General features: G+C 37.5%; 20 protein-coding genes. 12 read left to right on the top strand and 8 right to left on the bottom strand.

The window, feature by feature from the left end:
• Positions 1-6: 6 nt before the first annotated feature.
• The 7 genes from ACOMC3_RS17685 (at position 7) to ACOMC3_RS17715 (ending at position 10,912) form a co-directional block, all read left to right on the top strand.
• On the top strand, positions 7-3,414 hold the full coding sequence (locus ACOMC3_RS17685; protein ID WP_420317218.1) for a hypothetical protein: 3,408 nt from the start codon (positions 7-9) through the stop codon (positions 3,412-3,414).
• Positions 3,407-3,811 carry an ATP-binding protein gene (locus ACOMC3_RS17690; protein WP_420317219.1) on the top strand — a complete coding sequence of 135 codons (405 nt, stop codon included), beginning with the start codon at positions 3,407-3,409 and terminating at the stop codon, positions 3,809-3,811. Before ACOMC3_RS17685 ends, ACOMC3_RS17690 begins: the two co-directional genes overlap by 8 nt.
• Positions 3,811-4,233, top strand: coding sequence for an rRNA maturation RNase YbeY (gene ybeY / locus ACOMC3_RS17695; RefSeq protein WP_420317220.1), 423 nt, complete (start codon positions 3,811-3,813; stop codon positions 4,231-4,233). Before ACOMC3_RS17690 ends, ybeY begins: the two co-directional genes overlap by 1 nt.
• Before the next feature lie 62 nt (positions 4,234-4,295).
• On the top strand, positions 4,296-6,161 hold the full coding sequence (gene mnmG, locus ACOMC3_RS17700) for a tRNA uridine-5-carboxymethylaminomethyl(34) synthesis enzyme MnmG (RefSeq protein ID WP_420317221.1): 1,866 nt from the start codon (positions 4,296-4,298) through the stop codon (positions 6,159-6,161).
• Complete coding sequence (locus tag ACOMC3_RS17705) at positions 6,161-7,030, top strand: class I SAM-dependent methyltransferase (protein ID WP_420317222.1); 870 nt, start codon at positions 6,161-6,163, stop codon at positions 7,028-7,030. The genes mnmG and ACOMC3_RS17705 overlap by 1 nt, the downstream gene beginning before the upstream one ends.
• A complete protein-coding gene (locus tag ACOMC3_RS17710; protein WP_420317223.1) occupies positions 7,027-8,721 on the top strand; it encodes an Ig-like domain-containing protein in 1,695 nt (564 codons plus the stop codon). The genes ACOMC3_RS17705 and ACOMC3_RS17710 overlap by 4 nt, the downstream gene beginning before the upstream one ends.
• Before the next feature lie 430 nt (positions 8,722-9,151).
• Positions 9,152-10,912: a tetratricopeptide repeat protein gene (locus tag ACOMC3_RS17715; RefSeq protein ID WP_420317224.1), complete on the top strand. Its 1,761-nt coding sequence runs from the start codon at positions 9,152-9,154 to the stop codon at positions 10,910-10,912.
• Here ACOMC3_RS17715 and ACOMC3_RS17720 read toward each other — a convergent pair.
• Complete coding sequence (locus ACOMC3_RS17720) at positions 10,889-11,389, bottom strand: Lrp/AsnC family transcriptional regulator (RefSeq protein ID WP_420317225.1); 501 nt, start codon at positions 11,387-11,389, stop codon at positions 10,889-10,891. The genes ACOMC3_RS17715 and ACOMC3_RS17720 overlap by 24 nt on opposite strands.
• 108 nt (positions 11,390-11,497) lie before the next feature.
• On the opposite strand from ACOMC3_RS17720, the gene ACOMC3_RS17725 reads away from it, so the two are divergent.
• Entirely contained in the window at positions 11,498-12,739 is a 1,242-nt protein-coding gene (locus ACOMC3_RS17725; RefSeq protein ID WP_420317226.1) for a cystathionine gamma-synthase family protein, read from the top strand.
• Here the strand turns inward: ACOMC3_RS17725 and ACOMC3_RS17730 are convergent.
• Positions 12,736-13,293, bottom strand: coding sequence for a hypothetical protein (locus ACOMC3_RS17730; RefSeq protein ID WP_420317227.1), 558 nt, complete (start codon positions 13,291-13,293; stop codon positions 12,736-12,738). The genes ACOMC3_RS17725 and ACOMC3_RS17730 overlap by 4 nt on opposite strands.
• Positions 13,294-13,382: 89 nt before the next feature.
• Here ACOMC3_RS17730 and ACOMC3_RS17735 point away from each other — a divergent pair, with 89 nt between their 5' ends.
• The 4 genes from ACOMC3_RS17735 (at position 13,383) to ACOMC3_RS17750 (ending at position 19,111) form a co-directional block, all read left to right on the top strand.
• A complete protein-coding gene (locus ACOMC3_RS17735) occupies positions 13,383-13,877 on the top strand; it encodes a MarR family winged helix-turn-helix transcriptional regulator (protein WP_420317228.1) in 495 nt (164 codons plus the stop codon).
• 28 nt (positions 13,878-13,905) lie between these two features.
• Entirely contained in the window at positions 13,906-16,287 is a 2,382-nt protein-coding gene (locus ACOMC3_RS17740) for a 3-hydroxyacyl-CoA dehydrogenase/enoyl-CoA hydratase family protein (RefSeq protein WP_420317229.1), read from the top strand.
• A gap of 27 nt (positions 16,288-16,314) precedes the next feature.
• Entirely contained in the window at positions 16,315-17,490 is a 1,176-nt protein-coding gene (locus ACOMC3_RS17745; RefSeq protein ID WP_420317230.1) for a thiolase family protein, read from the top strand.
• A gap of 160 nt (positions 17,491-17,650) precedes the next feature.
• Positions 17,651-19,111, top strand: a complete 1,461-nt coding sequence (locus tag ACOMC3_RS17750) for a M28 family peptidase (protein WP_420317231.1) — start codon at positions 17,651-17,653, stop codon at positions 19,109-19,111.
• A 380-nt stretch (positions 19,112-19,491) separates the two neighbouring features.
• On the opposite strand, the gene ACOMC3_RS17755 is transcribed toward ACOMC3_RS17750, so the two are convergent.
• The 6 genes from ACOMC3_RS17755 to ACOMC3_RS17780 form a co-directional block, all read right to left on the bottom strand.
• Positions 19,492-20,151, bottom strand: coding sequence for a response regulator transcription factor (locus tag ACOMC3_RS17755; protein ID WP_420317232.1), 660 nt, complete (start codon positions 20,149-20,151; stop codon positions 19,492-19,494).
• Positions 20,152-20,173: 22 nt separating this feature from the next.
• Positions 20,174-20,941 (bottom strand): sensor histidine kinase, encoded by a 768-nt coding sequence (locus ACOMC3_RS17760; RefSeq protein ID WP_420317233.1) that lies wholly within the window; start codon positions 20,939-20,941, stop codon positions 20,174-20,176.
• Between the two features lie 352 nt (positions 20,942-21,293).
• Entirely contained in the window at positions 21,294-21,887 is a 594-nt protein-coding gene (locus tag ACOMC3_RS17765; RefSeq protein WP_420317234.1) for a hypothetical protein, read from the bottom strand.
• A gap of 99 nt (positions 21,888-21,986) precedes the next feature.
• Positions 21,987-22,343, bottom strand: a complete 357-nt coding sequence (locus ACOMC3_RS17770) for a hypothetical protein (RefSeq protein WP_420317235.1) — start codon at positions 22,341-22,343, stop codon at positions 21,987-21,989.
• A 314-nt stretch (positions 22,344-22,657) separates the two neighbouring features.
• The gene (locus ACOMC3_RS17775) at positions 22,658-22,786 is read right to left on the bottom strand and encodes a hypothetical protein (protein WP_420317236.1); all 129 of its coding nucleotides are present in this window, start codon (positions 22,784-22,786) and stop codon (positions 22,658-22,660) included.
• Between the two features lie 25 nt (positions 22,787-22,811).
• Complete coding sequence (locus ACOMC3_RS17780) at positions 22,812-23,897, bottom strand: aminotransferase class V-fold PLP-dependent enzyme (protein ID WP_420317237.1); 1,086 nt, start codon at positions 23,895-23,897, stop codon at positions 22,812-22,814.
• Between the last annotated feature and the right edge of the window lie 24 nt (positions 23,898-23,921).

Raw genomic sequence — 23,921 nt, forward strand, 5'->3', positions numbered from 1 at the left:
TCCAATATGAGTGGTCTAGAAGAAGTAAAATCTAAACTTGAGTCTTTTAAGCGAAGGTACCATATCAGACAATTGATTATAGGTATTCTAAGCTTTCTAATCATTAATTCCATTGCTTTTTTAGCAATCAATAGCCTTGAAAGTCAATTCTGGTTAGGGGTTATGGGGAGGGCGATTCTGTTTTTTACATTCCTTTCTTTACTGCTCATCTCCATTTATTCATTCATCGTTCAACCGATTTTAAAACTGGCACATTTGAAGCGAGGGTTGAGTGATGAGAAGGCCGCTGTAGAAATATCCAAATACTTTCCTGAAATTGAAGATAAACTGATAAATACGCTTCAGTTAAGCAAGCTTGAAAACAATGAATTCCTAATTGCTGCTATTAATAAAAAGTCTAGCGATTTTAAAAAAATTAGATTTATTCAAGCTGTAGACTTTCGCGTAGCTAAAAAATATGGGTTTACTCTTTTGTTAGTTGCTTCTGCTTTTCTTCTCGTCTCATTCATCAATCCATCCATTATTACAGATAGCCCAACAAGAATTGTAAATTTTAAGAAAGAGTATGTTCCAGAAGCTCCATTTAGTTTCACAATTATAAATGATGACTTAACCGCATTCAGAGGTGAAGATTACAGCTTAAAAATTGGTATTGATGGTGACCAAATTCCAGAATTCGTTCAATTGATTATAGATGGAAAAAAGAATGGTTCTAGACTCCAAGTCACTGATGAAGGAATTGAATATAATTTCGAGAAAATCCAATCTGATAAAAAGGTTCTGTTAGAAGCAGCCGGTTTTAGATCAAAAACCTATGCTATTAATGTGAATGACCGTCCAGACCTTGTTTCCATGCTTATTCGGGTAGAAGAACCAGCATACACAGGAGGGCAAAGAAGAACCATTGAAAATACAGGAAATTTGACAATCTTAGAAGGTTCTACAGTTTTATGGGAAATAAATACAATTGCTTCAGATAGTGCTCATTTACTATTAAAAAATGATAAGTTAAAGTTCCCTCGCATGGGTGAAAACAGCTATTCTTTACAGGAAAGGCTAACCAATGGTGGAACTTATCGAATTGACCTCTTTAACGAATACAGTCAAAACAAATCAGAGTTGTCTTATTCAATAGACGTCATTAAGGACCAATATCCGGAAATTATTGCAGAATATTTCCCTGATTCAATTGGTTATCAATTTCTGACGGTAGCAGGTTCTATTTCGGATGATTATGGATTCACTTCTTTAAATATCAATTATAAAAAAGAAGGGAAACGTTCGTTTACTCGAATCCAATTGGAAATCAATCGTAAAGCAGGAAATCAAAGCTATTATGCCAGCTGGAACCTGGATACTTTAAATATCAATGCTGGAGAAACACTTGAAGTTTTTGTTAGTGTTCGTGATAATGATGGTGTCAACGGGCCAAAGGAGTCCAGAGCCAAAACATTCATTTTGAGAATTCCAACGGATGATGAAATTGATTCTATCATTTCTGATAAGCAAAGTGGAGTAGAAGATCAGTTGGGTGAAACAGAGATGAGAGCTGAAGAAATTGCTCAGAGACTTGAAGAAATCGAAAAGCGTTTGAAATCAGAGCAAAACTTTGATTGGCAAGAGAAAAAGTTGCTCGAGGATGTCATGGAAGATCGAGAAAAATTAACTGAACAGATAGAAGAGCTGAAGAAGAAACATGAGGATTTAATGAAATCCAGCAATCGTTTCAAAAAACAAAGCAGTCAACTTCAAGATAAAAGCCAAAAAATGCAAGAGCTGTTAGATCAGCTAATGGATGAAGAAACTCAGAAGCTATATGAGAAGCTAAAAGAATTAATGAGGGAAAATGCTCCTACTGACCAAATCAGTCAAGAGGTAGAAAATTTGAAGAAAAATGAACAAAATCTGGAGCGTGACCTGGAGAGAGCTCTCGAATTATTCAAACGTCTTAAAATGGAAAGTGCATTAGAGCAAAACCTACAAAAACTTGACTCTTTAGGAAGTCAACAGGAGAGAGCAGCTGAAAATCCTTCTAGTGAAGAGCAGCAAGAACAAATAAATGAGGAGTTTGACAAGTTTCGGGAAAAAATGGATGAGGTTCAAGAGATGAATCAAGAGCTGAAAAGGCCGGAAGCTCTCGAAGACTTTGAATTGGAAGAGCGGCAAATTGCTAAAGAACTTCGTGAAATTATGGAGCAAATGAAAAAAGAGAATGAAGCTGATTCGGAAGATGGCTCTAAAAATCAAGGCGAACAAAATCAAGAGAACCGCGAACAAGGAGAAGAGCAAGATGGTCAGGACAGTCAAGAAGGCGATGACAAATCAAATAGTGATCAGAAGCAGCAACAATCTAAAAGTACTAAGCAGAAACAACAAAATGCAGCTCAGCGAATGAAAAACTTGAGCAAAAAGCTCAATAATATGCAGGGCGGAATGCAAATGGAGATGATGCAGGCCAACCTGGATCAACTTAGAGATATCTTGGATAATCTTGTAAAACTATCCTTCAATCAAGAGGAGATTATGTTAGAAATGCGTGAAGTAAGTCAGTCGGATCCTCGGTTTCTCGAACTTTCTCAAGATCAGCTTAAACTTAAAGATGATGCCAAAGTGATTCAGGACAGCTTGCTTTCATTGGCTTCCAAGGTGGTTCAAATTTCTTCGTTCATTACACGAGAGGTTGGATCCATCAACGACAATATTGACGAGACTCTGGATTATTTAAAGGATAGAAATAGAGGTAGAGCGCTTTCCAGTCAGCAATTTGCCATGACCTCCATCAATAATCTCGCCTTGCTATTGGATGATACCATGCAACAGATGCAAATGGCTATGTCCGAAGCTATGGGAAATTCCAGTCAAGATCAGAAACAGCAATCACAAGGCCTTCCTGATCTGCAGGAGTTACAAAATCAACTAGGTGAGAAAATAAATGAATTGAAAGGTTCCGGTAAGTCAGGCCGTGAACTATCTGAAGAATTAGCCAGGCTTGCAGCGGAACAGGAATTGATAAGAAGGCAACTTGAAATGTTAAAAGAAGCTCAGGACGGAAAACCTGGTGGAGGATTAGGAGGAGATGAGCTTAAACGCGCCATTGACATGATGGAACAAAATGAAGTTGATCTTGTTAATAAGCGACTAACACAACAACTTATCAGCAGGCAGAAGCAAATTACCACTCGAATGCTGGAAGCAGAAAAAGCCCAACGTAACCAAGAAATGGATGAAGAAAGAGAGTCTCAACAACCTTCAGTTATCACAAGAGAAATCCCGCCAGGATTCGAAAAATACCTGGAGTTGAAGAAAAAAGAGATAGAATTATTAAAAACTATTCCTGTTGAGTTAAATCCATTTTATAAAAAAGAAGTAAACGACTATTTTAGACGCTTAAGTTCAGATCAAGAGAATGATTGACAATATTCAGATACAGATACCATCACTTCCTGAAAACATAAGGATTGTAGAAAGCTTTATTGACAATGCAAAAGATCAATACAAACTTAATGATGACATCTATGGTAATATTATGATTGCTGTTACAGAGTCTGTAAACAATGCAATTGTACATGGGAATCAATCAAATAGTAAAAAGAACGTTCATCTTCAGCTCGCCTTGGAAGAGTCTCTCATCAAATTTATTGTAGAAGATGAAGGAACTGGTTTTGACTATAGCAACCTCCCTGATCCCACTCTTCCCGAAAACTTAAGTAAACCTGGTGGTCGAGGAATATTTCTTATGAAGAATCTATGTGATGAAGTCTCCTTTAAAAAGGAAGGAAGAGTGGCAGAGTTGAGCTTCTATCTATCTTAATGAACATCCATTACTTTTCTGAGGGAATAGAATTTTCACTGGAAAACACCGACGAGAAATCGAAGTGGATAAGCTCTGTCATTGCAGATCATCATTACGATTTAGAGGAACTTAATTATATATTTTGTTCCGACGAATATCTTTTGTCCATCAACAAGCAACATTTAGATCACGATTATTACACTGACATCATCACCTTCGACAACTCAGAAGAGGACAGGAAAATTGAATCGGATATATTTATAAGTATTGATCGTGTTAGAGACAATGCAGAAAACGAAGGTCATCCTTTCGATAAAGAACTGTGTCGAGTCATGATTCATGGTGTTTTACACCTCCTTGGTTTTGATGACAAATCACCCGAAGAAAAAGAATTGATGAGAGAAAAAGAAGACGCCTGTTTATCTTTGCTCAAATTATAAGTTCCACGTGAAACATAATTGTGGGGTCTGGTGAAAGGTTCCACGTGAAACATTACAAAAGTATGCTACAAGAGTACGATATTATAGTGGTTGGCGCTGGACATGCCGGGTGCGAGGCGGCCGCTGCTGCTGCCAATATGGGTTCTAAGGTTCTGTTAGTAACCATGAATATGAACACCATTGCCCATATGTCATGCAATCCTGCAATGGGAGGGATAGCAAAAGGTCAGATAATCAGAGAAATTGATGCGCTTGGTGGGTATTCAGGAATAGTCACCGATAAATCAATGATTCAATTTCGCATGCTTAATAGATCCAAAGGTCCTGCCATGTGGAGTCCGCGTGCTCAATCTGATCGTATGAGATTTGCTGAAGAATGGAGGTTGTCATTAGAAAAAATTGAAAACCTTGACTTCTGGCAAGAAATGGTCAATGGCCTGATTGTAAAAGATGGTAGAGTTGTAGGTGTAAAAACCGGTATTGGCCTAGAAATTAAATCAAAGGCTGTAATCCTTACCAATGGAACGTTTTTAAATGGCCTTATCCATATTGGAGAAAAACAATTTGGAGGAGGGAGATCTGGTGAACGTGCTGCTACAGGAATTACCGAACAATTGGTAGAGTTGGGTTTTGAGGCAGGCCGTATGAAAACAGGAACCCCGCCTAGAGTTGATGGAAGATCACTCGACTATACTAAAATGGAAGAACAGGAGGGCGATGAACTGCCAGGTAAGTTTTCTTATTTGGACTCAACTAGGCCTTTGTCACAACAAAGAAGTTGCCATATAACATATACCAACCCGGAGGTTCATGAGATACTGCAGACAGGATTTGAAAAATCTCCCATGTTTAATGGCAGAATTCAGGGACTTGGCCCAAGGTATTGCCCATCCATAGAAGACAAGATTAATCGATTTGCTAATCGAAATAGACATCAAATATTTGTAGAGCCAGAAGGATGGAACACCGTTGAAATCTACGTCAACGGATTTTCAACCTCACTTCCGGAAGATGTTCAGTTCAAAGCTCTAAGAAAAGTTCCTGGTTTTGAGAATGTAAAAATGTTTAGGCCTGGATATGCCATTGAGTATGATTTCTTTCCTCCAACTCAATTGTCTAATACACTGGAAACGAACCTTATTGATAACCTTTATTTTGCTGGACAGATAAATGGAACCACCGGGTATGAGGAAGCAGCTTGCCAGGGAATGATGGCAGGAATCAATGCGCACCTCAAAATATCTGAAGAGCAACCGTTCATTCTTAAAAGAAATGAAGCATATATTGGTGTTCTAATAGACGATCTAATCAATAAAGGCACAGATGAACCTTATCGAATGTTTACTTCCAGGGCTGAGTTCAGGCTCTTGCTCAGACAAGATAATGCCGACTTAAGACTCACTGAAATCAGTAATAAATTAGGATTGGCATCAAATAAAAGACTAGAGCTTGTAAATAAGAAAAGACAAGAAACTGATGAACTGATTAACCTGTTACACAAACTTCAGTTCAAGCCGAATGATGTTGAAGAAAATCTAGCCTCATTATCATCAGCTCCAATAAAAGATAAGTCTTCTTTGGCAACAATTTTAAAGCGTCCAGAAATAACCATATATGACTTTAAGATTTTTTCGGAGGAAATAGAAAAAGCACTTAACAATTACTCAGCTGAGGTAATTGAGCAAACAGAGATTCAAATTAAGTATCAAACGTACATTGAGAGAGAGCAACAGAACTCAGAGAAAATGAGCAACTTAGAAAATTTGAAAATCAAAAAATCCTTTGACTATAATAACCTATCCTCACTATCTGCCGAGGCAAAAGAAAAACTATTAAAAATCAAACCTGAGACACTTGGTCAGGCATCCAGAATAAGTGGTGTGTCACCATCAGATGTTTCTGTTCTCATGGTATATCTAGGGAGATAATGTACGAAAAACTAGAAGCTTGCCCAATTTGCAAGAATACCCAGTTTCAAAATCATATTATCTGTGATGATCATTCTGTCTCAAAAGAGAGCTTTGCATTAGTGGAATGTACAAAATGTAATCTGGTATTTACAAATCCAAGACCAGAGGAGAAACATTTACATAAATATTACAATAGCGACAACTACATATCTCATACTGACAAGGCCAATAATCTTATCAACCTTATCTACAAGCTTGTTAGGAAATACACACTAAGGCAAAAACTATCGCTGGTCAATTCACTCACTAAAAAAAGTAAACTGCTTTTAGATTATGGTTGTGGTACTGGTGATTTTATAAAGCTTTGTAACCAAAATAAATGGCAAGCTTTTGGATATGAACCAGATGATATTGCAAGAAGTATTGCACAATCAAAAAATAATACGATAATAGAAAGGCTTTCTGAAATAAAGCAACCTGTAGATATTATTACAGCATGGCATGTAATAGAGCATGTATCAGATTTGAGTCAGACAATCAAAAGCTTAAAAAAGAAACTTAAAGATGGGGGCCATATGATTTTAGCACTTCCAAATCATAAATCATATGATAGTGAATACTATAAGGAATATTGGGCCGGGTATGATGTGCCTAGACATCTGTATCATTTCGATCAAGAATCTTTAAGTAACCTTGCTTCTAAGCACAAACTTAAATTGGTAAAAGTGCATCCACAGAAATTCGACTCATATTACGTTTCACTACTTAGTGAGAAATATAAAGGACATCATGGATTTATGAACGCGCTGAAGATAGGTTACAAGTCAAATCAAAAAGCAAAAAATAATAATCAATACTCTAGTCTGATTTACATCCTTCGCAAATGAAGAAATTAGTTTATTTAATATTTATATTCATTTGCATTGATCTTTCATTTCAAAGATGTGCAAATCCAGGAAACCCAACTGGTGGTCCAAAAGATACTATTCCTCCGATATTAATTAATTCCATTCCCAAATCAGGAACAACGAATTTCAATAGTCAGGAAATAATACTGGAATTCTCAGAATTTGTAAATGCAGATAAACTCAGACAAGAACTAATTATCACTCCTAAAACAGATATTACATACAAATCAATAGCAAAACGTAACAAACTCTACATTAAACTGGAAGAACCTTTACCTGATTCTACAACATATAATTTCAATTTCTCTGAAGGAGTAACAGATATTACGGAGAAGAACCCAGCTGTTAACTTATCAGTGGCATTTAGCACAGGGCCATTCATAGATAGTCTCTCCATAAATGGATCAGTAGAAGAACTGATGACAAAAGAAGCAGGCGAAGGATTTATCGTAGGCCTTTATCCATTGACAGATACCCTTAATTATTTCACTCAAAATCCCATGTACTTTACTAGTTCAAATGAAGCGGGTGAATACTCGATTGAATATATTAAAACAGGTACATACAAAATACTAGCGTTTGAAGATGACAATGGAAATCTTCTACTAGATCCGGAAACTGAACAACATGGATTTTTAGAACAAACCATTCAACTAGATACTGCTATAGCATTGCCTCCCATTCGTTGCATTCTACAAAATGTTAAACCTATTGAGCTTATCAATGCAAGACCTGCAGGACCATATGTTGAAATAAAATTCAATAAGAAACCAGATCAATATACCATACTACCAGAGTATCTATATCATAACATTACAGGAGACAATAAGGATGTAATTAGAATATATAAATCAGAACGGCTTAATTATAATGACAGCATTGAATCGTACATTACTGTAAGGGACAGTTTGGGGAATCAATTATCAGATACAATTAAATTTGTGTTTCTAGAATCTAATAGGAAACCATCTAAGTTTAGTATATCCCCGAATCCTACTAAGCTTGAACTTCAAGATTCTATTAAAGTTAAATTTCAATTTAATAAACCCATCAAGGAATTCGATTCTGCAGCCTTCAACATAATTGCAGATTCAACATTCACATATTCAATCAAGCATTTAAAACAGATCTGGAATTTGAATAAAACTTCTTTGACAGCAACTATTCAAATTGATAAAGACTCGCTGTTAGCAAAATATACTCAATCATTACCTAAAGATACTTTAACACAAGATTCCACTAAAGCAGCAAAGAGTGCAGGACTTAAGAGAAGCTCCGGAAATAATTTAAAATTAGTAATTGACCCTGCAGCTTTTATATCCGTTGAAAATGATTCATCCAAGCAAGTGGAAATTCCTCTTCAATCAAAGAAAAAACAGCTTGGCGGAACCATAGATCTCACAATTAATACCGACTACAATTCATTTACATTTCAATTAATCAGTGAATCTGGAGATGTCAAATATGCTTTTAAGAATAAGAAGAAATTTCAATTCATCGACATAAAACCTGATACTTATAATATTCGAGTACTTATAGATGAAGACAATAATGGAAGTTGGTCTTACGGAAATCTTCTTAAAAATCAGGAACCTGAACAAGTCTATCTATATCCTGAGTCAACTTCAGTTAGAGAAAATTGGGTCATAGAATTGGGGATAAGTTTCTAAACACTGTTTATAACTCCTACTCACATTGTTAATAAACTCCTTACAATAGACTCTTGACTGATCAAATTACCAAAGCCAATTTTATAACTTTAATATTTATTAGATTATCTACAATCTATACAATAGGCTATGACAATTATTTTCCAACAATTAGTAAACACTACATTATCCACAAAAATCATAACACATTATAAATCAGTAAATTAATTGTTAATTATCCGTTAGTTTAACTTGCCCAAACCTAAGCCTTATAAACATTCTACTATAACAAATAAAAATCAAGAATCTTATCCACGAATCCACAGCTCTAATAATAAGAATAATATTTAATTAAACTTTATATATATAATATAGGTATGTATATAAGTGAACTTCATTTCGTATGCTTCGAAACTTTTTAATCTTCATTTTACTTCCCCTTCAAATTATAATGGCGCAGGATCATTCACAGATTCAAATTGCCAATGAATACTATCAGCAAGGAGATTTGGAAAAGGCTAAGCTGAGTTATCAAGAGCTTGCTGAGAATCCATATAATCTTCAATTGATAGCAAGTAATTATTTGACTCTACTTAAATCCACTGCTGAATTTGACGAAGCTGAAAAATTCTTAAAGAAAGCAATAAAGACTTATCCATCTAACTTGCAATTTCAAGCCAGCCTTGCTGCAGTATATCACGAATCCGGAGATATTGATAAACTAGATAACTACATTAAAGAATTACGAAAAGAATCAAAATCCAATCCGTTCCAATTGGGTATTCTTGCTCAATATCTAGCAAGCGAGCAGCTTTATTATGAGGCGATAAAATTCTTCAATGATTCCAGAGAAATCAGAAACAATCCTTCGGTTCATGCGCTGGAGTTAGCGACCATTTATCGAATGGTAAATGATAAGTCTTCCATGATTGAGGAGTATCTCAATTATGCTTCAGACAGCCCCAATAGATTAAGCTATATTAAAAATCTGCTCCAAAACTTTATTCAGCAAGAAGAAGATCTTGATGAGTTAGAATCTACATTGATAAGAAAGATGCAAGAGAATCCGCAAGACACAAAATTTGCGGAGCTACTCTTATGGGTAGAGTTACAGCGGAAAAATTTTTACGGGGCGTTCGTTCAGGCAAAGGCAATCGACAAAAGAAACCAAAGACCAGGAGATCGAACAATGGATATTGGTCGGATTGCTCTGGAGAATAAAGCCTATGAGGATGCTGAAGAAATTTTTGAATACGTGGCGAAATCCTATCCTAACTCTCGAAACTATCAATTTGCAAGAAAATTATGGATGGAATCAAAAGAGGAAAAACTAAAGAATACTTATCCAATCAATCGTGAAGAAATTCGTGAGCTGGCAGGTCAATACCAATTGCTTTATGATGAGCTTTATCCATCACAAACTTCATTTGATGCACTTCGAAGCAAAGCATTGCTTCATGCTTTTTATTTAAATGAAATTGATTTTGCGGCACAGCTGCTGAACAAGCTGGTACAAAATCCAAGAGCTGGGATACAATTGATTTCCAAAAGTAAATTGGATCTTGGCGATATCTATTTGCTGAAAGGAGAACCATGGGAGGCTACACTCCTTTATTCTCAAGTTGAAAAGGCTTATAAAAGTCACCCTTTAGGATATGATGCCAAATTAAGAAATGCTCGTCTGCACTATTTCACTGGTAACTTTGCGTTGGCCAAAGGTCACCTGGATATTCTAAAAAAGAATACTACAAGAGAAATTTCCAATGATGCGATTTCGCTAGGGATGCTTATTACTGATAATACCGCTCTTGATACAACCGATGCAGTGATGCAAGAATTTGCAAATATTGAATTACTCATTTTTCAAAATAAGAAAGGTGAGGCCAATCAAAGATTGACAACCATGCTAGAGATGTACAACCATCATTCGATCACCGATGAAATTTACTGGCTGAAATCTAAACTAGAGCTTGAGTCGGGAAATACGGAAATGGCTATAAATTACCTCGACCAAATCTTGGCTTCTTATTCATATGATATTTTGGCAGATGATGCTGCATTCAAAAAAGCAGAAATATTTGATATGCATGTCAAAGATATTGAACAGGCCAAGTCTCAATATCAGCAATTCTTAATAGACTATCCCGGAAGTATGTATGCAGCAGAAGCTCGGAAAAGATTCCGAAGATTAAGAGGGGATTTTATCAACTAAGGGTAAAACTGAAGTCTGCTTAATTTTTTTGAGAACCATCATACTTTGAACCAATCGAATGTTGTTGAGCTTAGCAAGCTTCCGGTTTACAAAATCTGCATATTCGTCCATATCCCTAACCAGCACTTTAACCAAAAAATCAAACGTTCCAGCCAGGTGGTAGCATTCCATAACTTCACTAAACTTTGCAATCTCAATTTCGAATTCTCGTAAATACTCAGACTTGTGAGATTCCAGAGTAACAGATGAAAAAACCTCAAATCCGAATCCGGCTTTCTTATGATCAACAGAAGCATGATATCCGGTAATAAGTCCCTTGGCTTCTAATCTTCGTAACCGCTCGTAGATTGGTGTGATACTCAGGCCAAGTTCTGCACTTAGCTCTTTCATTGTCAATTTGCCATTCTGCTGAAGCATAAGCACCAATTGTTTGTCAATGTCATCCATGGTTTTTCTGTTACTCTCCTGTATTTCCAATAATTATAGAAAATTAATCTAAATATTAATATTTATATAGATGAATTTTCTGTTTCAATTTTAATTTATGGATAAATCAACCACCTTAGTTTCATAATTGATTTTGCTATGAAGAAGATGAGTCCTGAAAGTTTGATGATGTCATATGGTTTTAAACCGGAACTATCAGAAGGAGCGATCAAACCGCCGATTTTTCAAACATCAACTTTTGTTTTCAGAAGCGCTGAGCACGGGAAAGCATTTTTTGAGCAAGCATATGGACTTAGAGAGAAAGATGAAGGAGAAGAGCTTGGACTTATCTACAGCAGGCTAAATAATCCGGACCTTGAAATATTAGAAAACAGACTTACACTTTGGGATCAATCGGAAGACGCAGCTGTTTTCGAAAGTGGAATGGGAGCGATTACCACCACACTGCTCAGATTTTTAGAGCCGGGGGACTTACTTGTGCATAGTAATCCGATCTATGGTGGCACAGATCATTTTGTGAAACACGTTCTCCCAAAATTTGGAATTAATATTCTGGGTTTTGACCCAATGGACAGTCAGAGTGAAATTGAAAAATTGATTCAAGATTCTGGATACGCTGATCGCCTGAAAATGGTTTACGTAGAAACGCCTGCTAATCCAACAAACCAATTGGTTGACCTTGAAATGTGTAGAGCGATCGCAGACAAATTTCAAAAGGGAGAAGAGCGACCGGTGGTAGCTGTTGACAATACATACATGGGCCCACTTTGGCAGCATCCATTAAAACATGGAGCCGATTTGGTTTTGTACTCTGCCACAAAATATATCGGTGGACATAGTGATGTGATTGCCGGAGCATGTTTGGGAGGTAAGGAACACATTGCTATGATCAAGGAAATGCGAACGTTTCTTGGAAACATGGCTGGACCTTGGACCGGGTGGTTATTACTTAGAAGTTTGGAAACATTAAAAGTCCGAATGGAACAGCAAGCAAGGAATGCTAAAATTGTTTACGAGCAAATTAAGGATCATCCTAAAGTTAAAACCATTCATTACCTGGGAGCTCTTAAACCAGGAACGAGGCAATACGAAATTTTCGAAAAACAATACAGTTCGGCAGGAGCAATGCTTTCCATTATTCTGGAAGGAGGAGAAAAAGAAAGCTTCAAATTTTTGAATAATCTCAAATTGATCAAGCTAGCAGTAAGTTTAGGAAGTACTGAATCATTGGCACAACACCCTGCCACTATGACTCACGCCGGAGTAGACCCTGAGGATAGAAAAAAATACGGTATTTCAGATAACCTGGTTAGACTTTCAGTTGGAGTGGAAAATGCCGATGATTTGATTTGGGATATCAAGCAAGCACTGGAGGCTTAAAGCAGTATCAGTCTCGGCGGGGTAGGCTCCATCAATGATGGATCCGGAGAGAAATGCTTATTCATAAACCCATTCATTTCATCTATGGTCTTATCAGAGAGTAACGGAAGCAATTCCTCGATCACTTCTCCGGAAATCATATAGGGAGGGTTTTGCATATTGAGTTTTCCTCCTTTACAATGGGCATAGATCTGATACTCCCTACAATGATCAACCTCCGTATTCTTGATCATGCATTTTTTCAAATTTTCTCTTGGGTCATTCTCCTGCATCTCCAATCGGTTTTGCACGTTCATGTTTTCCTGAAAGTATTGCATCATTTTTTGCCAAGAGTCCTTTGATATTTCTTTTCTCATTCGTTCTGCACAATCCATACAAATGGCATAATCAAACACCACATCCTTGGCTGAGTATCCCTCATAATTTTTCACAGCTTTCTCGATGATATACTCTGTCTCATCATCCAAGAGAAATTTCTCACACTCTATGCATCGCTCAAATGGAGCATTGGTTTCAAAAGAATAGAAATCTTTGGGAATGTTGTGTTCACTCATGTTTCAAATCTAAAATTAAAAGAGGGAGTCACGAAAAATAGTATGCATGCATAACAAATTTTGCTATATTTGAAGAACAGTATCCGCCTATGAAAAGAGAAGAAACAGTCGATTACAACATCAAAGGGCTTTGGCACAGCATATCCAGAATGTACAATCAGTTTGGATCGCAATATGATATTACTGCATCTACTGGGTTTGTCATGCTAAACATTGATGTTGAAAACGGAACACCAGCTACTAAGATAGCTCCTCTTTTGGGCATGGAATCAAGAAGCCTTACCCGAATGCTTAAATCCATGGAAGAAAAAAGATGGGTATACCGTGAAAAGGACCCGACGGATGGAAGGTCAGTTAGAATTTTTCTAACCGAACTAGGAAAAGAGAAAAGGGAGTTGTCCAGGCGAGCTGTACGAGAGTTCAATTCCAAAATACGATCACTAATCGATCAGGAAAAACTAAATACATTTTTTATGGTTGCTCAACAAATTAATGAAATTGTTGACGACCCAAAGTTGTTCAATAAAATAGCAGATCAAATATCAGAGGAATTTGCTAATTCAGGACTTGTACATAATCAATAGAAATAAACGAATACAGAAACCAATAATAATGAAACGAACCATTAAGAAAGCAGCCGTTTTAGGATCCGGAATTATGGGATCAAGAATCGCTTGTCACTTCGCAAATATCGGAGTGGAAGTGATATTGCTTGACATTGTTCCAAGGGATCTGGATGAAAAACAAAAAAATAATCCAGCAGCAAAAAACAAGTTGGTAAATGATGCATTGCAGACAGCAATAAAATCAAACCCATCACCTCTTTATGATAAGGATAAGGCGCGATTGATTGAAACCGGGAACTTTGATGATGACTTGAAGCGCATCGCAGAAGTCGATTGGATCATTGAGGTTGTTGTTGAGAATCTGGAAATTAAAAAATCACTTTTTGAGAAAGTCGAAAAACACAGAAAACCCGGAACACTAATTACATCAAATACTTCAGGTATTCCGATTCACCTGATGTTGGATGGAAGAAGTGATGATTTTCAAAAACACTTCTGTGGAACGCACTTTTTCAACCCACCAAGATATTTGAGGTTATTAGAAATAATACCGACTGCAAAAACGGATCCAGAGATAACGGAGTTTTTCATGCAGTACGGAGACCTTTATTTGGGTAAAGAGACGGTTCTTTGTAAAGACACACCAGCGTTTATTGCCAATCGAATTGGGGTTTATGGAATGATGTCCACCATCCATGTGACAGATGAGCTTGGTCTTACTGTCAATGAGGTAGATAAATTAACCGGACCAGTCATTGGTCACGCAAAGTCCGCTACCTTCCGAACCTCTGATGTGGTAGGACTTGATACCTTGGTCAATGTTTCAAATAACCTTTATGCAGCCCTAGAGAAAGACGAATCGAGAGATAAATTCAAACTTCCTCGTGTGGTTCAAAAACTTTCTGATGAAAAATGGCTCGGTGATAAAACCGGTCAGGGATTTTACAAAAAAGTTAAGAAGGATGGAAAGTCAGAGATTTTGGAACTGAACCTTCAGACATTTGAATACGAGCCAAAATCCAAGGCGAAGTTTGATGTGATGGATAAAACCAAAAACGTCGAAGATGTACGAGGTAGACTTCCTATTCTTCTTAAAGATGAAGGCAAAGCAGGAGAATTTTATAGAAAGACATTTTATGATCTTTTTAGATACTGTTCAAACCGAATTCCTGAAATAGCCGATGAGCTTTACAGAATTGATCAGGCGGTAGCAGCAGGTTTTGCCTGGGAGGTTGGGCCATTCGAATCGTGGGATGTGCTTGGAGTGGAAGAAACAGCGGCCAAAATGAAAGAAGCAGGTTTCGAGCCGGCAAGCTGGATTCAAGAAATGCTTGATGCAGGAAACAAATCTTTCTACAAATTTGAAAATGGCAAGAAGCATTACTATGATATCCCGTCGAAATCATACAAAGTAATTCCGGGTACAGAAGGACTCATCTTCCTGGATGCATTTAAAGAAAACAATGTGGTTTGGCAAAAGCCAGGAGCTACCATTTATGATATTGGTGATGGTGTACTAAACCTTGAGTTCCATACGAAGATGAACTCAGTGGATGCAGATGTAATCGAAGGAATCAACACGGCCATAACCATGGCTGAAAAAGACTATCGTGGAGTGGTGATTGGAAATGAAGGTCAACAATTCTCAGCGGGTGCAAACCTGGCCATGCTTTTCATGTACGCGGTAGATCAGGAATTTGATGAAATTGACCTGATGGTACGAACCTTCCAAAACACGATGACGAAAGCAAGATTCTCAAGCGTGCCGGTAGTTGCTGCAACTTCTGGGCTGGTACTTGGTGGTGGCTGTGAATTGTCACTTCACTGTGATGCCATCCAGGCACATGCTGAATCGTACGTTGGGTTAGTTGAAGTTGGTGTAGGTCTAATTCCAGGAGGAGGAGGAACTAAAGAAATGACTTTGCGAGCGTCAGATGATTTTACTCCAGGAGATCCTGAATTGAATACACTTCAGGAATACTTTATGAATATTGCAACTGCCAAAGTAGCAACTTCTGCGGCGGAAGCCAGAAAAATGAATATCCTGAGAGGAGCGGATGAAATTACTCTCAATAGGAAAAGACTTCTGACTGATGCTAAAGAGAAAGTGTTAGCACTAGCAGATGCTGGGTACACACAACCAGTTCCAAGGGATAACATAAAAGTTCAGGGCAAATCTGCACTGGCAATGTTCCACGCGGGAATCAGTGGAATGAAATATGGCAGCTACATTTCTGAGCACGACCAGAAGATTGGTCAGAAGCTTGCCTGGATTATGGCAGGAGGAGACTTGTCCGCACCGACAGAAGTTTCAGAGCAGTATTTATTGGACTTGGAAAGAGAAGCTTTCTTGAGCCTTTGTGGGGAACCGAAAACTTTGGAACGTATCCAAAGCATATTGTTTAAAGGAAAGCCTTTGAGAAACTAAGATTTGTTAGAGATTAAATAAAAAATTATGAATGCATATATAGTAGCAGGATACAGATCGGCGGTAGGGAGAGCCAAAAAAGGAGGCTTCCGTTTTTATCGTCCGGATGATTTAGCAGCGGATGTTATCAAGCATCTTGTTGGATCGATTAAAGATTTTGACGCAACAAGAGTAGACGACCTGATTGTTGGGAACGCTATTCCTGAGGCTGAGCAAGGATTACAAATGGGAAGGTATATTTCCCTTCTTTCATTACCAATCTCAGTTCCGGGTATGATTATCAACCGATACTGTGGATCAGGATTAGAGGCAATTCATTTGGCATGTGCTCGAATTCATTCAGGTACAGCTGATTGTATTATTGCTGGAGGAACAGAATCAATGAGTTTGGTACCAATGATGGGATACAAAGCGGCATTGAACTGGAAGATTGCAGAAGAGCACCCGGAATACTATTTGAACATGGGTCTTACGGCTGAGGAAGTTGCCAAAGATTTCAACATTTCAGCAGAGGATTCCAACAAGTTTGCCATGGAGTCTCATCAGAAAGCTGCAAAAGCTATCAAAGATGGAAAGTTCAAAGATGAAATTGTGCCGATAACGGTTGAAGAAACTTTTGTTGGTGAAGATGGTAAGCGCCATAAGAAAGAATTCGTAGTAGATACCGATGAGTGTGTAAGAGAAGAAACGAACATGGAGACACTCGCAAAACTTCGCCCGGCATTTAAGAACGGAGGGCAGGTGACTGCAGGAAACGCTTCTCCAACTTCAGATGGTGCAGCGTTTGTTATGGTGATGAGTGAAAAAATGGTGAAAGAGCACAATCTTGAACCGATTGCTCAAATGATTAGCTATACAGCAGCAGGTGTAGATCCGAGAATTATGGGTATTGGCCCGGTAGAAGCGGTACCAAAGGCACTTAAGCAAGCAGGCTTGAAGCAAGATGATTTGGATCTTATCGAGTTGAATGAAGCATTTGCGGCTCAATCTCTTGGAGTGATCAGAGGTTTGGATTTAGATACGAGCAAGCTCAATGTAAATGGAGGAGCAATTGCATTGGGTCATCCGCTTGGATGTACTGGAGCCAAGCTATCCATTTCACTATTCAATGAGATGAGGAGAAGAAAGAGCAAATATGGTATGGTGACAGCATGTGTGGGAGGAGGCCAGGGAGTTGCCGGTATTTATGAGTTTCTGAACTAGTAAAACCTTTTGGTTAAATAAATAATCAGGTCATCAACATTTCGTTGGTGGCCTTTTTTATTGCCGTTTAGCATAAATAGCTTACCACTCCCTATTTTGATCGGCAACCATAAATGATTATGCCGTTAGTTCGATTAACTTGTTACCAAATTTTATTCGAATGAGAAATACACTATCACTTACACTACTATTCCTCTCCGTAATAGCACTCTCTCAAACAGACCAGGAGTTAGCGGAACAATCAGTGGATCAAAACTTGATAAAAAGCCATATTGGATTTTTGGCTTCTGATGAATTAAAGGGAAGAGACACTCCTTCAGAAGGGTTAAAGATTGCAGCTAAATATATTGAAAGCAGGTTTGTAGAATATGGTGTGCAGGTTGCACCCGGAATGGAAAGCTACATCCAGCAGGTACCGATGAAGAAAGTAAGTCCACCTAACGAAGGAACTTTAACTCTGGGTGATTCAAAGTATAACTTTCAAGATGATTTTATAATGCTTGAAGGAGAGAATACTGAGTTGACTGGTGAGTTCATATACGTAAATTATGGTTTGGAAGACGACTTTGACGGGGTAGATGTCGAGGGTAAAATTGTTGTGGCGATATGTGGTGATGGAGTAGCCGATAACCCCCAACAGTGGTTTAGCCAATCTATAGAAAAACGACTTAAAGTTGCCTCAATGGGCGGTATTGCCTTGGTGGAGCTGTATAATTCCCCGGTAATTCCATGGAATTTTTTGGTAAGATACTTTTCTGGCGATCAGGTTGTACTTGATGAATCCAAAGATGAAGAATCTCTAACGCACTTATGGATGAACAGGTCTGCACAGGACTTTAACTCTGAAAAAACAAATGCCAGCATAACAATAGCTGGGGCGGTCAACGATAAGTTTAATTCTCAGAATGTGGTTGGGTATGTTGAAGGCTCTGATCCAAAGTTGAAAGAAGAGATTATTGTTTATTCTGCACATTATGATCATGTTGGAATTGGTCAGGCAGATGCAAATGGAGATAGCATTTATAATGGATCGAGAGATAATGCAGTTGGAACAGTAACTGTATTGTCAGCAGCGCAAAGCTTGGCAAAAACCCCAACCAAGAGATCTGGGCTATTTGTTCTTTTTACTGCTGAAGAAAAAGGCCTTCTTGGAAGTAAATACTTTGTTGATAATTCACCAGTGCCTTTAGATGAGATTGTTTATTGTTTTAACTCAGACAATGGGGGTTACAATGACACTTCCAAAGCCACGATTATCGGTTTGACACGAACAACAGCAGAAGAAATGATCATCGAAGCTTGCAAAACATTTGGCCTTGAAGCAATTGAAGATCAGGCGCCTGAGCAAGGGTTGTTTGACAGGTCCGATAACGTGCGTTTTGCTTCCAAGGGTATTCCAGCACCAACATTCAGTTTAGGATTTACCGCTTTTGATGAGGAGATAACAAAATATTATCATCAGGCAGGAGACAATCCCAACACATTAGACTATGTCTATCTGGAGAAATTCTTCAAGAGTTATGTATATGCTTGCCGAATGATTGGCAATTCCAAGAATGCACCTTTTTGGATCAAAGGAGATAAATACTACGACTCAGGGAAAGAACTTTATAAAGATTAAAAATAAAAAGGCCCGGAAAGGGCCTTTTTACTTTGAATAGAGGATTAGTGGTGAGTTCGGGGTTTCAAATAATTTTTTTAATTGAAAATACCAGGGAGCCCACTATGTGAGTGAGATAGTTGGCAAACCAAAGGATTAAGCGAAAACCTTGGACTCCCGGTATCTTCATAGATTAACCATCAACCTAAGAGCATATCATCTATTTGGTTAAATAAATGACATTATGAAATTAGGTATTTGACACACTAAAAAATTTTAGAGTCTAGCGGTGATCAAACAAGTGGAAAAGGTAAACAACTGTTAATCAACAACTTATATTTTACAAGTGTTGAGTATTTTACCAGAAAGAAGGGAGTAGAATACCCAAAAAGGGGTAGTGCCTAAAATGCGGCTATTCCATTTTGAAAGGCAAACTTTACTAAACCTACTGCGTTTTTCGCTTTGGTTTTTTTCATGAGATTCTTTCTATGGGTATGAATTGTCTGTTCGCTCAAGAAAAGCTTTTCTCCTATTTCTTTCATTGTAAGCTCTTGACAGATCAATTGAAGAACTTCGATTTCCCTTGGGCTGATATCTGCTCTTCTGGCAAGACCTTTATCCAACCCATCTTTTTGAACCTTTTTATGAAGTGCTTTGGAAACGAGTTGATTGTAGTAGAAATCGTTGTTGATTACTGACAGAATAGCCTTGTGGACTTCTTCTGGGTCAGCATTTTTTAATAGGTAACTGTGAACGCCAATCTCAATTAAATCAGAAATTATCTGAAGTGAGTCATGCATTGAGATCATTATGATCTTGACATCCGGGTGTTTAGAAGTGATTTTCTTTGCCGTTTCCCATCCGTCCATAACAGGCATCTCGAGATCAAGCAATATCAAATCAAATGTATCTTCTGATAATTTTTCCAGTGCTTCTTTTCCATTTTCAGCCTCTCCAATCTGCCCCACTTCACCAAAGGACTCTAAGAGCATCATTGTTCCACGCCGAAAAAGTGTATGATCGTCAGTGACGAGAATATTTAGCTTATCTGGTTGAATCATCTCACTAGGTTGAGAGATCAAATTAATCAATTGATGTGTCTATAACCAAATTAACTTGTGCTCCACCCGTTTCAAGATTCGAAAATTCTGCAGTTGCTCCTATTGATTGGGCCCGATTCATAATATTTAATAGGCCCATTCCGTCTGTATCCAAAAGCATATCATCAGGGAAACCATTGCCATTATCCCTATAACAAATTACTTTTTTTGCATTTGATTTCTCAAATGAGACACTAATGATGGTAGCATTACTATGTTTAATAGTGTTATTGGTAAGCTCCTGCAAGATTCTGAAAAGCATTAGTTCATGATCATCATTGAGAGAAAAATCTTGCCATTCTTCAATAGAGGCAGTTAAATTATTAGACGAGATTTTATCAAAATGATCTTCAATCGCTTTTTTCAATCCATACTTTTTCAAAATAACAGGCATCATTTGATGTGATATGGATCTCACTTGACCGATTGTATCATCAAGATGGCTAAGTACCTCACCTAGCACGTTAACGTCCTTCTTCCTTTTAGCAACTTGAAGATTTACTTTGATGGATGAAAGCATAGCTCCTACGCTATCGTGTAACTCTGTTCCTAATCTGTTTCTTTCTTTTTCCTGTGATTTTAAGGTAGCAGCAAGCATTTCCTCTTGGTGCTTAGTTTTCACTTCCTGGATTTCAAGTTTACTTTCCAAAGTCTTTCGCCTGTATAGGAACACGAAGAACACAACAGAAAAAGCCATTAGCATGACTCCAATTGTGCCAATTATGACAAGTAATATGACTTTACCTTCCATTTCGTGAGCTATTAGGAATTAGAAAAGGCTCAAAGACATCTTTTTCTAAAAGTACTAAAACAAAAAGCAAAAAAGATGTTGATAAAAACACATTGGTGATTGGGTTTGATTCAAAAAACGAATAGCGAAGGATTACAGAAGTGCACTCAAATATTGCAAAAATTATACAATAAATGATCAATAAAAAACGGCATGAGGGAATCCGATCTTTTTTGTCAAAGACCCAAGAAATATATGATGCGCTCAATGACTATTGGTTTTTGAATGATACGCTTTTGAAAAATTATATAGGAACCAAAGAACACATCCAAGAATTAACGCTGTACCATAAACGACAATATTTACAATTATCTCAATCATCTGTCATGGAAGTTTTTATTCCAGTTGAGTGTTCTTTTTTTATTAAAAGGAGGGAATATAGAAGCAATACATTCTTTGTAATATTAGCAATGATGTTGACTACTGCAACAGCATAGAAAGCTTCATAGGAAACCTTAAGATCAAACACTAAAAGTTGAGTGAAAAGGTTTTTCAGAAGAGTAATGCATCCATAGATAAAAAATGCAGTTGCAATCCAAAAAACAGGATTTCTAAATAGTGGACCACTGGGGAGACGAAGCAGTCCCATGTATATCATAAGTGGAATGATGATGAGAGTTAGACTCGAGTATACTCTAATGAAAGTATTCGATTCATTTAATGAATAGAAGAAAAAACTTATAACTCCTCCAACAATAAAAAAAATCAATAAGGCGACCACCCACTTTTTGAATTGAGGGACCAATTGGTAGGCAAGCCAAATTGAAAGGAAGTAGCTTATTACGTACCAGATATTAGAAATCCGGTATGAGTTTTCTTCAAATTGTGTGATATAGATTTTACTTATAAGATCCGATAAAAAGCTTGCCAATAGGATAAAGAAAATAATCATAGCAATCCTATCCATCTTTCGAATGTTAATACAAAAGAGTGCTAGCGCAGGGACTGCAGAGTATTCACTTATTAGAATAAAGTTTTCTATCAAATCAAATAGTTTATCCTTTCATTAAAGTTCTTTTGGGCACATGGGTGGGCACATTCTACTTTCGTTTGCTGGCTCGATTCCTCCATCATTTAAAAGAGCCATTTTGGATGCATCATCATTTTCACCGCTTGCCAGGATGTTCCCATCAGCATCAGCGGGATACATTACCAATTTTTCTTCTCCATTATCATTGATTCCTTTGAAGAACCAGATCCCTTCACACCCTTTATATTTCAGGATTGCTTCAATGATATCATCACCAAAAAGCCACCCATTTACCTCAGCATCTGGATTTTCTTTTTGATATCGTTTTACCCATTTTTTGGCCTGAGAACTTTTCATCTTCTTGCCGATTTTTCTGACATTATTTTTTGCCATATCTATAAAGGTTTAGTTGGTTTGGGTACAATGGTACTCTTGCCTTCTTTTTAATCAAAGGTGATGGAATTAAAACCAATGAAAAATACCCTAAAGTGGGTAGTTTACCTGGAGTAATTTGAATTCAAATGAAGGAAATTAGATCAAAGTAGAAAGAAGCAATTTATATTTGCTGTCCACTTCAAAAATGATCAGAATATGGCAATGCTGGGAATAATTATCGGACTGTTTGTATTGGCAATTATTTGTCCATTCATCTTACCGAACAAAGCGGTTAGTAAGCACGAAAGAGATCACGTTGAGTAAGAGGTGTCTTAATCCTTCTTTTGATTTTCTTTTCTGGCGTTCACGAATGCAAGGGCGTGAACAAAAGCCACTAGAAAGATCACAATATTTATAAAAATATTCACTCCGTCTGTTACTGCTGGATTCGTCAAATTCATCTGTTTTCTTTTTAGAATTGAATGATTATGCGAAGATAGGTTCTTTCATTGCTTTCAGCAATTTTCTTACATCCATTTCATCATTATATACATGTGGAGAAATTCGAATGGCATCCCCTCTGAAACTAATGCTTACTCGATGCTTTTTAAGCACATTTTTTAACATATCCGGCGATACCTTTTTAGGAAGCCTTGCTCCGAAAAGGTGACTGGCACGTGATTGTTCATCTTCTATTAAATACCCCCATTCTTTCATTTGCTCTATGGCATCAGACATTAAGTGCTTCGTATAGTCTTGGATGTTCTGAGGATTCCATTTATTAATTTGATCAATCGCCTTTTTCAGCATCGGAACGAGAATGAAATTACTGTGCTCTCCCACTTCATATCTTAATGCTTGTTCTCGATAATCATTTTGATAGTTAACAAGGGCACTGAAGTTGTTGCTGTCCAACCTATTTATCCAATTCTCTTCAACAGGTCTCCCCTGATCAAATGCTGGCCCGTAGTATGCCAAACCAATGGAGTAAGGCCCCATTAGCCATTTATAGCCAGCACATATAAGTGCATCAGGTTGAATATTCTTTATACTAAATGGAAGAGCACCAACTGATTGGGTCCCATCAATTATAAGCAAGCCACCAACAGCATCTAGTTTCTCTCTTATTTTTTTGAGTTGAAAAAGTGTTCCATCGGACCAATGAATGTGACCAATAGCCACCACACGAGTTTTGTTATCAATTGCGTTCAATATCTCATTATTCCATGCGTCACCTCTTTGTTGACTATCTGGAGCGCTAACATTTTCAACAGTCATCCCCTTTTCCTGAAGCGCCAACCAGGGATAGACATTGCTAGGAAATTGCTCATGAGCGAGGATAATTTTACCATCATTAAAGGGTAGGTTATAGGCCACATTGGCCAAGCCATATGATGCCGATGGGATCAAAACGGTTCTGTTCGGTTGATCACAATCTATTAGTTTCGAAAAACTCAATCTGAGATGATCTGTTTCATCAAAAAAGTCATCAGCTCCAATTTTTGCAGGATTCCTCTTCCTTGTAATCCCCTCTCTGCCAGCCTTTTCAACTTTTTTCATCAGTGGAGACATGTACCCACAGTTTAAATAGGCATT

The organism is Ekhidna sp., assembly GCF_965212185.1.
Lineage (GTDB): Bacteria > Bacteroidota > Bacteroidia > Cytophagales > Cyclobacteriaceae > Ekhidna.

Bases quoted from the DNA above. Each gene is read 5' to 3' on its own strand.
- ACOMC3_RS17765 (WP_420317234.1), bottom strand. From the start codon at position 21,887: ATGGATAGGATTGCTATGATTATTTTCTTTATCCTATTGGCAAGCTTT.
- ACOMC3_RS17705 (WP_420317222.1), top strand. From the start codon at position 6,161: ATGTACGAAAAACTAGAAGCTTGCCCAATTTGCAAGAATACCCAGTTT.
- ACOMC3_RS17685 (WP_420317218.1), top strand. From the start codon at position 7: ATGAGTGGTCTAGAAGAAGTAAAATCTAAACTTGAGTCTTTTAAGCGA.
- ACOMC3_RS17775 (WP_420317236.1), bottom strand. From the start codon at position 22,786: ATGAATTTGACGAATCCAGCAGTAACAGACGGAGTGAATATTTTTATA.
- ACOMC3_RS17740 (WP_420317229.1), top strand. From the start codon at position 13,906: ATGAAACGAACCATTAAGAAAGCAGCCGTTTTAGGATCCGGAATTATG.
- ACOMC3_RS17715 (WP_420317224.1), top strand. From the start codon at position 9,152: ATGGCGCAGGATCATTCACAGATTCAAATTGCCAATGAATACTATCAG.
- ACOMC3_RS17710 (WP_420317223.1), top strand. From the start codon at position 7,027: ATGAAGAAATTAGTTTATTTAATATTTATATTCATTTGCATTGATCTT.
- ACOMC3_RS17770 (WP_420317235.1), bottom strand. From the start codon at position 22,343: ATGGCAAAAAATAATGTCAGAAAAATCGGCAAGAAGATGAAAAGTTCT.
- ACOMC3_RS17760 (WP_420317233.1), bottom strand. From the start codon at position 20,941: ATGGAAGGTAAAGTCATATTACTTGTCATAATTGGCACAATTGGAGTC.
- ACOMC3_RS17780 (WP_420317237.1), bottom strand. From the start codon at position 23,897: ATGTCTCCACTGATGAAAAAAGTTGAAAAGGCTGGCAGAGAGGGGATT.
- ybeY (WP_420317220.1), top strand. From the start codon at position 3,811: ATGAACATCCATTACTTTTCTGAGGGAATAGAATTTTCACTGGAAAAC.
- ACOMC3_RS17745 (WP_420317230.1), top strand. From the start codon at position 16,315: ATGAATGCATATATAGTAGCAGGATACAGATCGGCGGTAGGGAGAGCC.
- ACOMC3_RS17755 (WP_420317232.1), bottom strand. From the start codon at position 20,151: ATGATTCAACCAGATAAGCTAAATATTCTCGTCACTGACGATCATACA.
- ACOMC3_RS17690 (WP_420317219.1), top strand. From the start codon at position 3,407: ATGATTGACAATATTCAGATACAGATACCATCACTTCCTGAAAACATA.
- ACOMC3_RS17730 (WP_420317227.1), bottom strand. From the start codon at position 13,293: ATGAGTGAACACAACATTCCCAAAGATTTCTATTCTTTTGAAACCAAT.
- ACOMC3_RS17750 (WP_420317231.1), top strand. From the start codon at position 17,651: ATGAGAAATACACTATCACTTACACTACTATTCCTCTCCGTAATAGCA.
- ACOMC3_RS17735 (WP_420317228.1), top strand. From the start codon at position 13,383: ATGAAAAGAGAAGAAACAGTCGATTACAACATCAAAGGGCTTTGGCAC.
- mnmG (WP_420317221.1), top strand. From the start codon at position 4,296: ATGCTACAAGAGTACGATATTATAGTGGTTGGCGCTGGACATGCCGGG.
- ACOMC3_RS17725 (WP_420317226.1), top strand. From the start codon at position 11,498: ATGAAGAAGATGAGTCCTGAAAGTTTGATGATGTCATATGGTTTTAAA.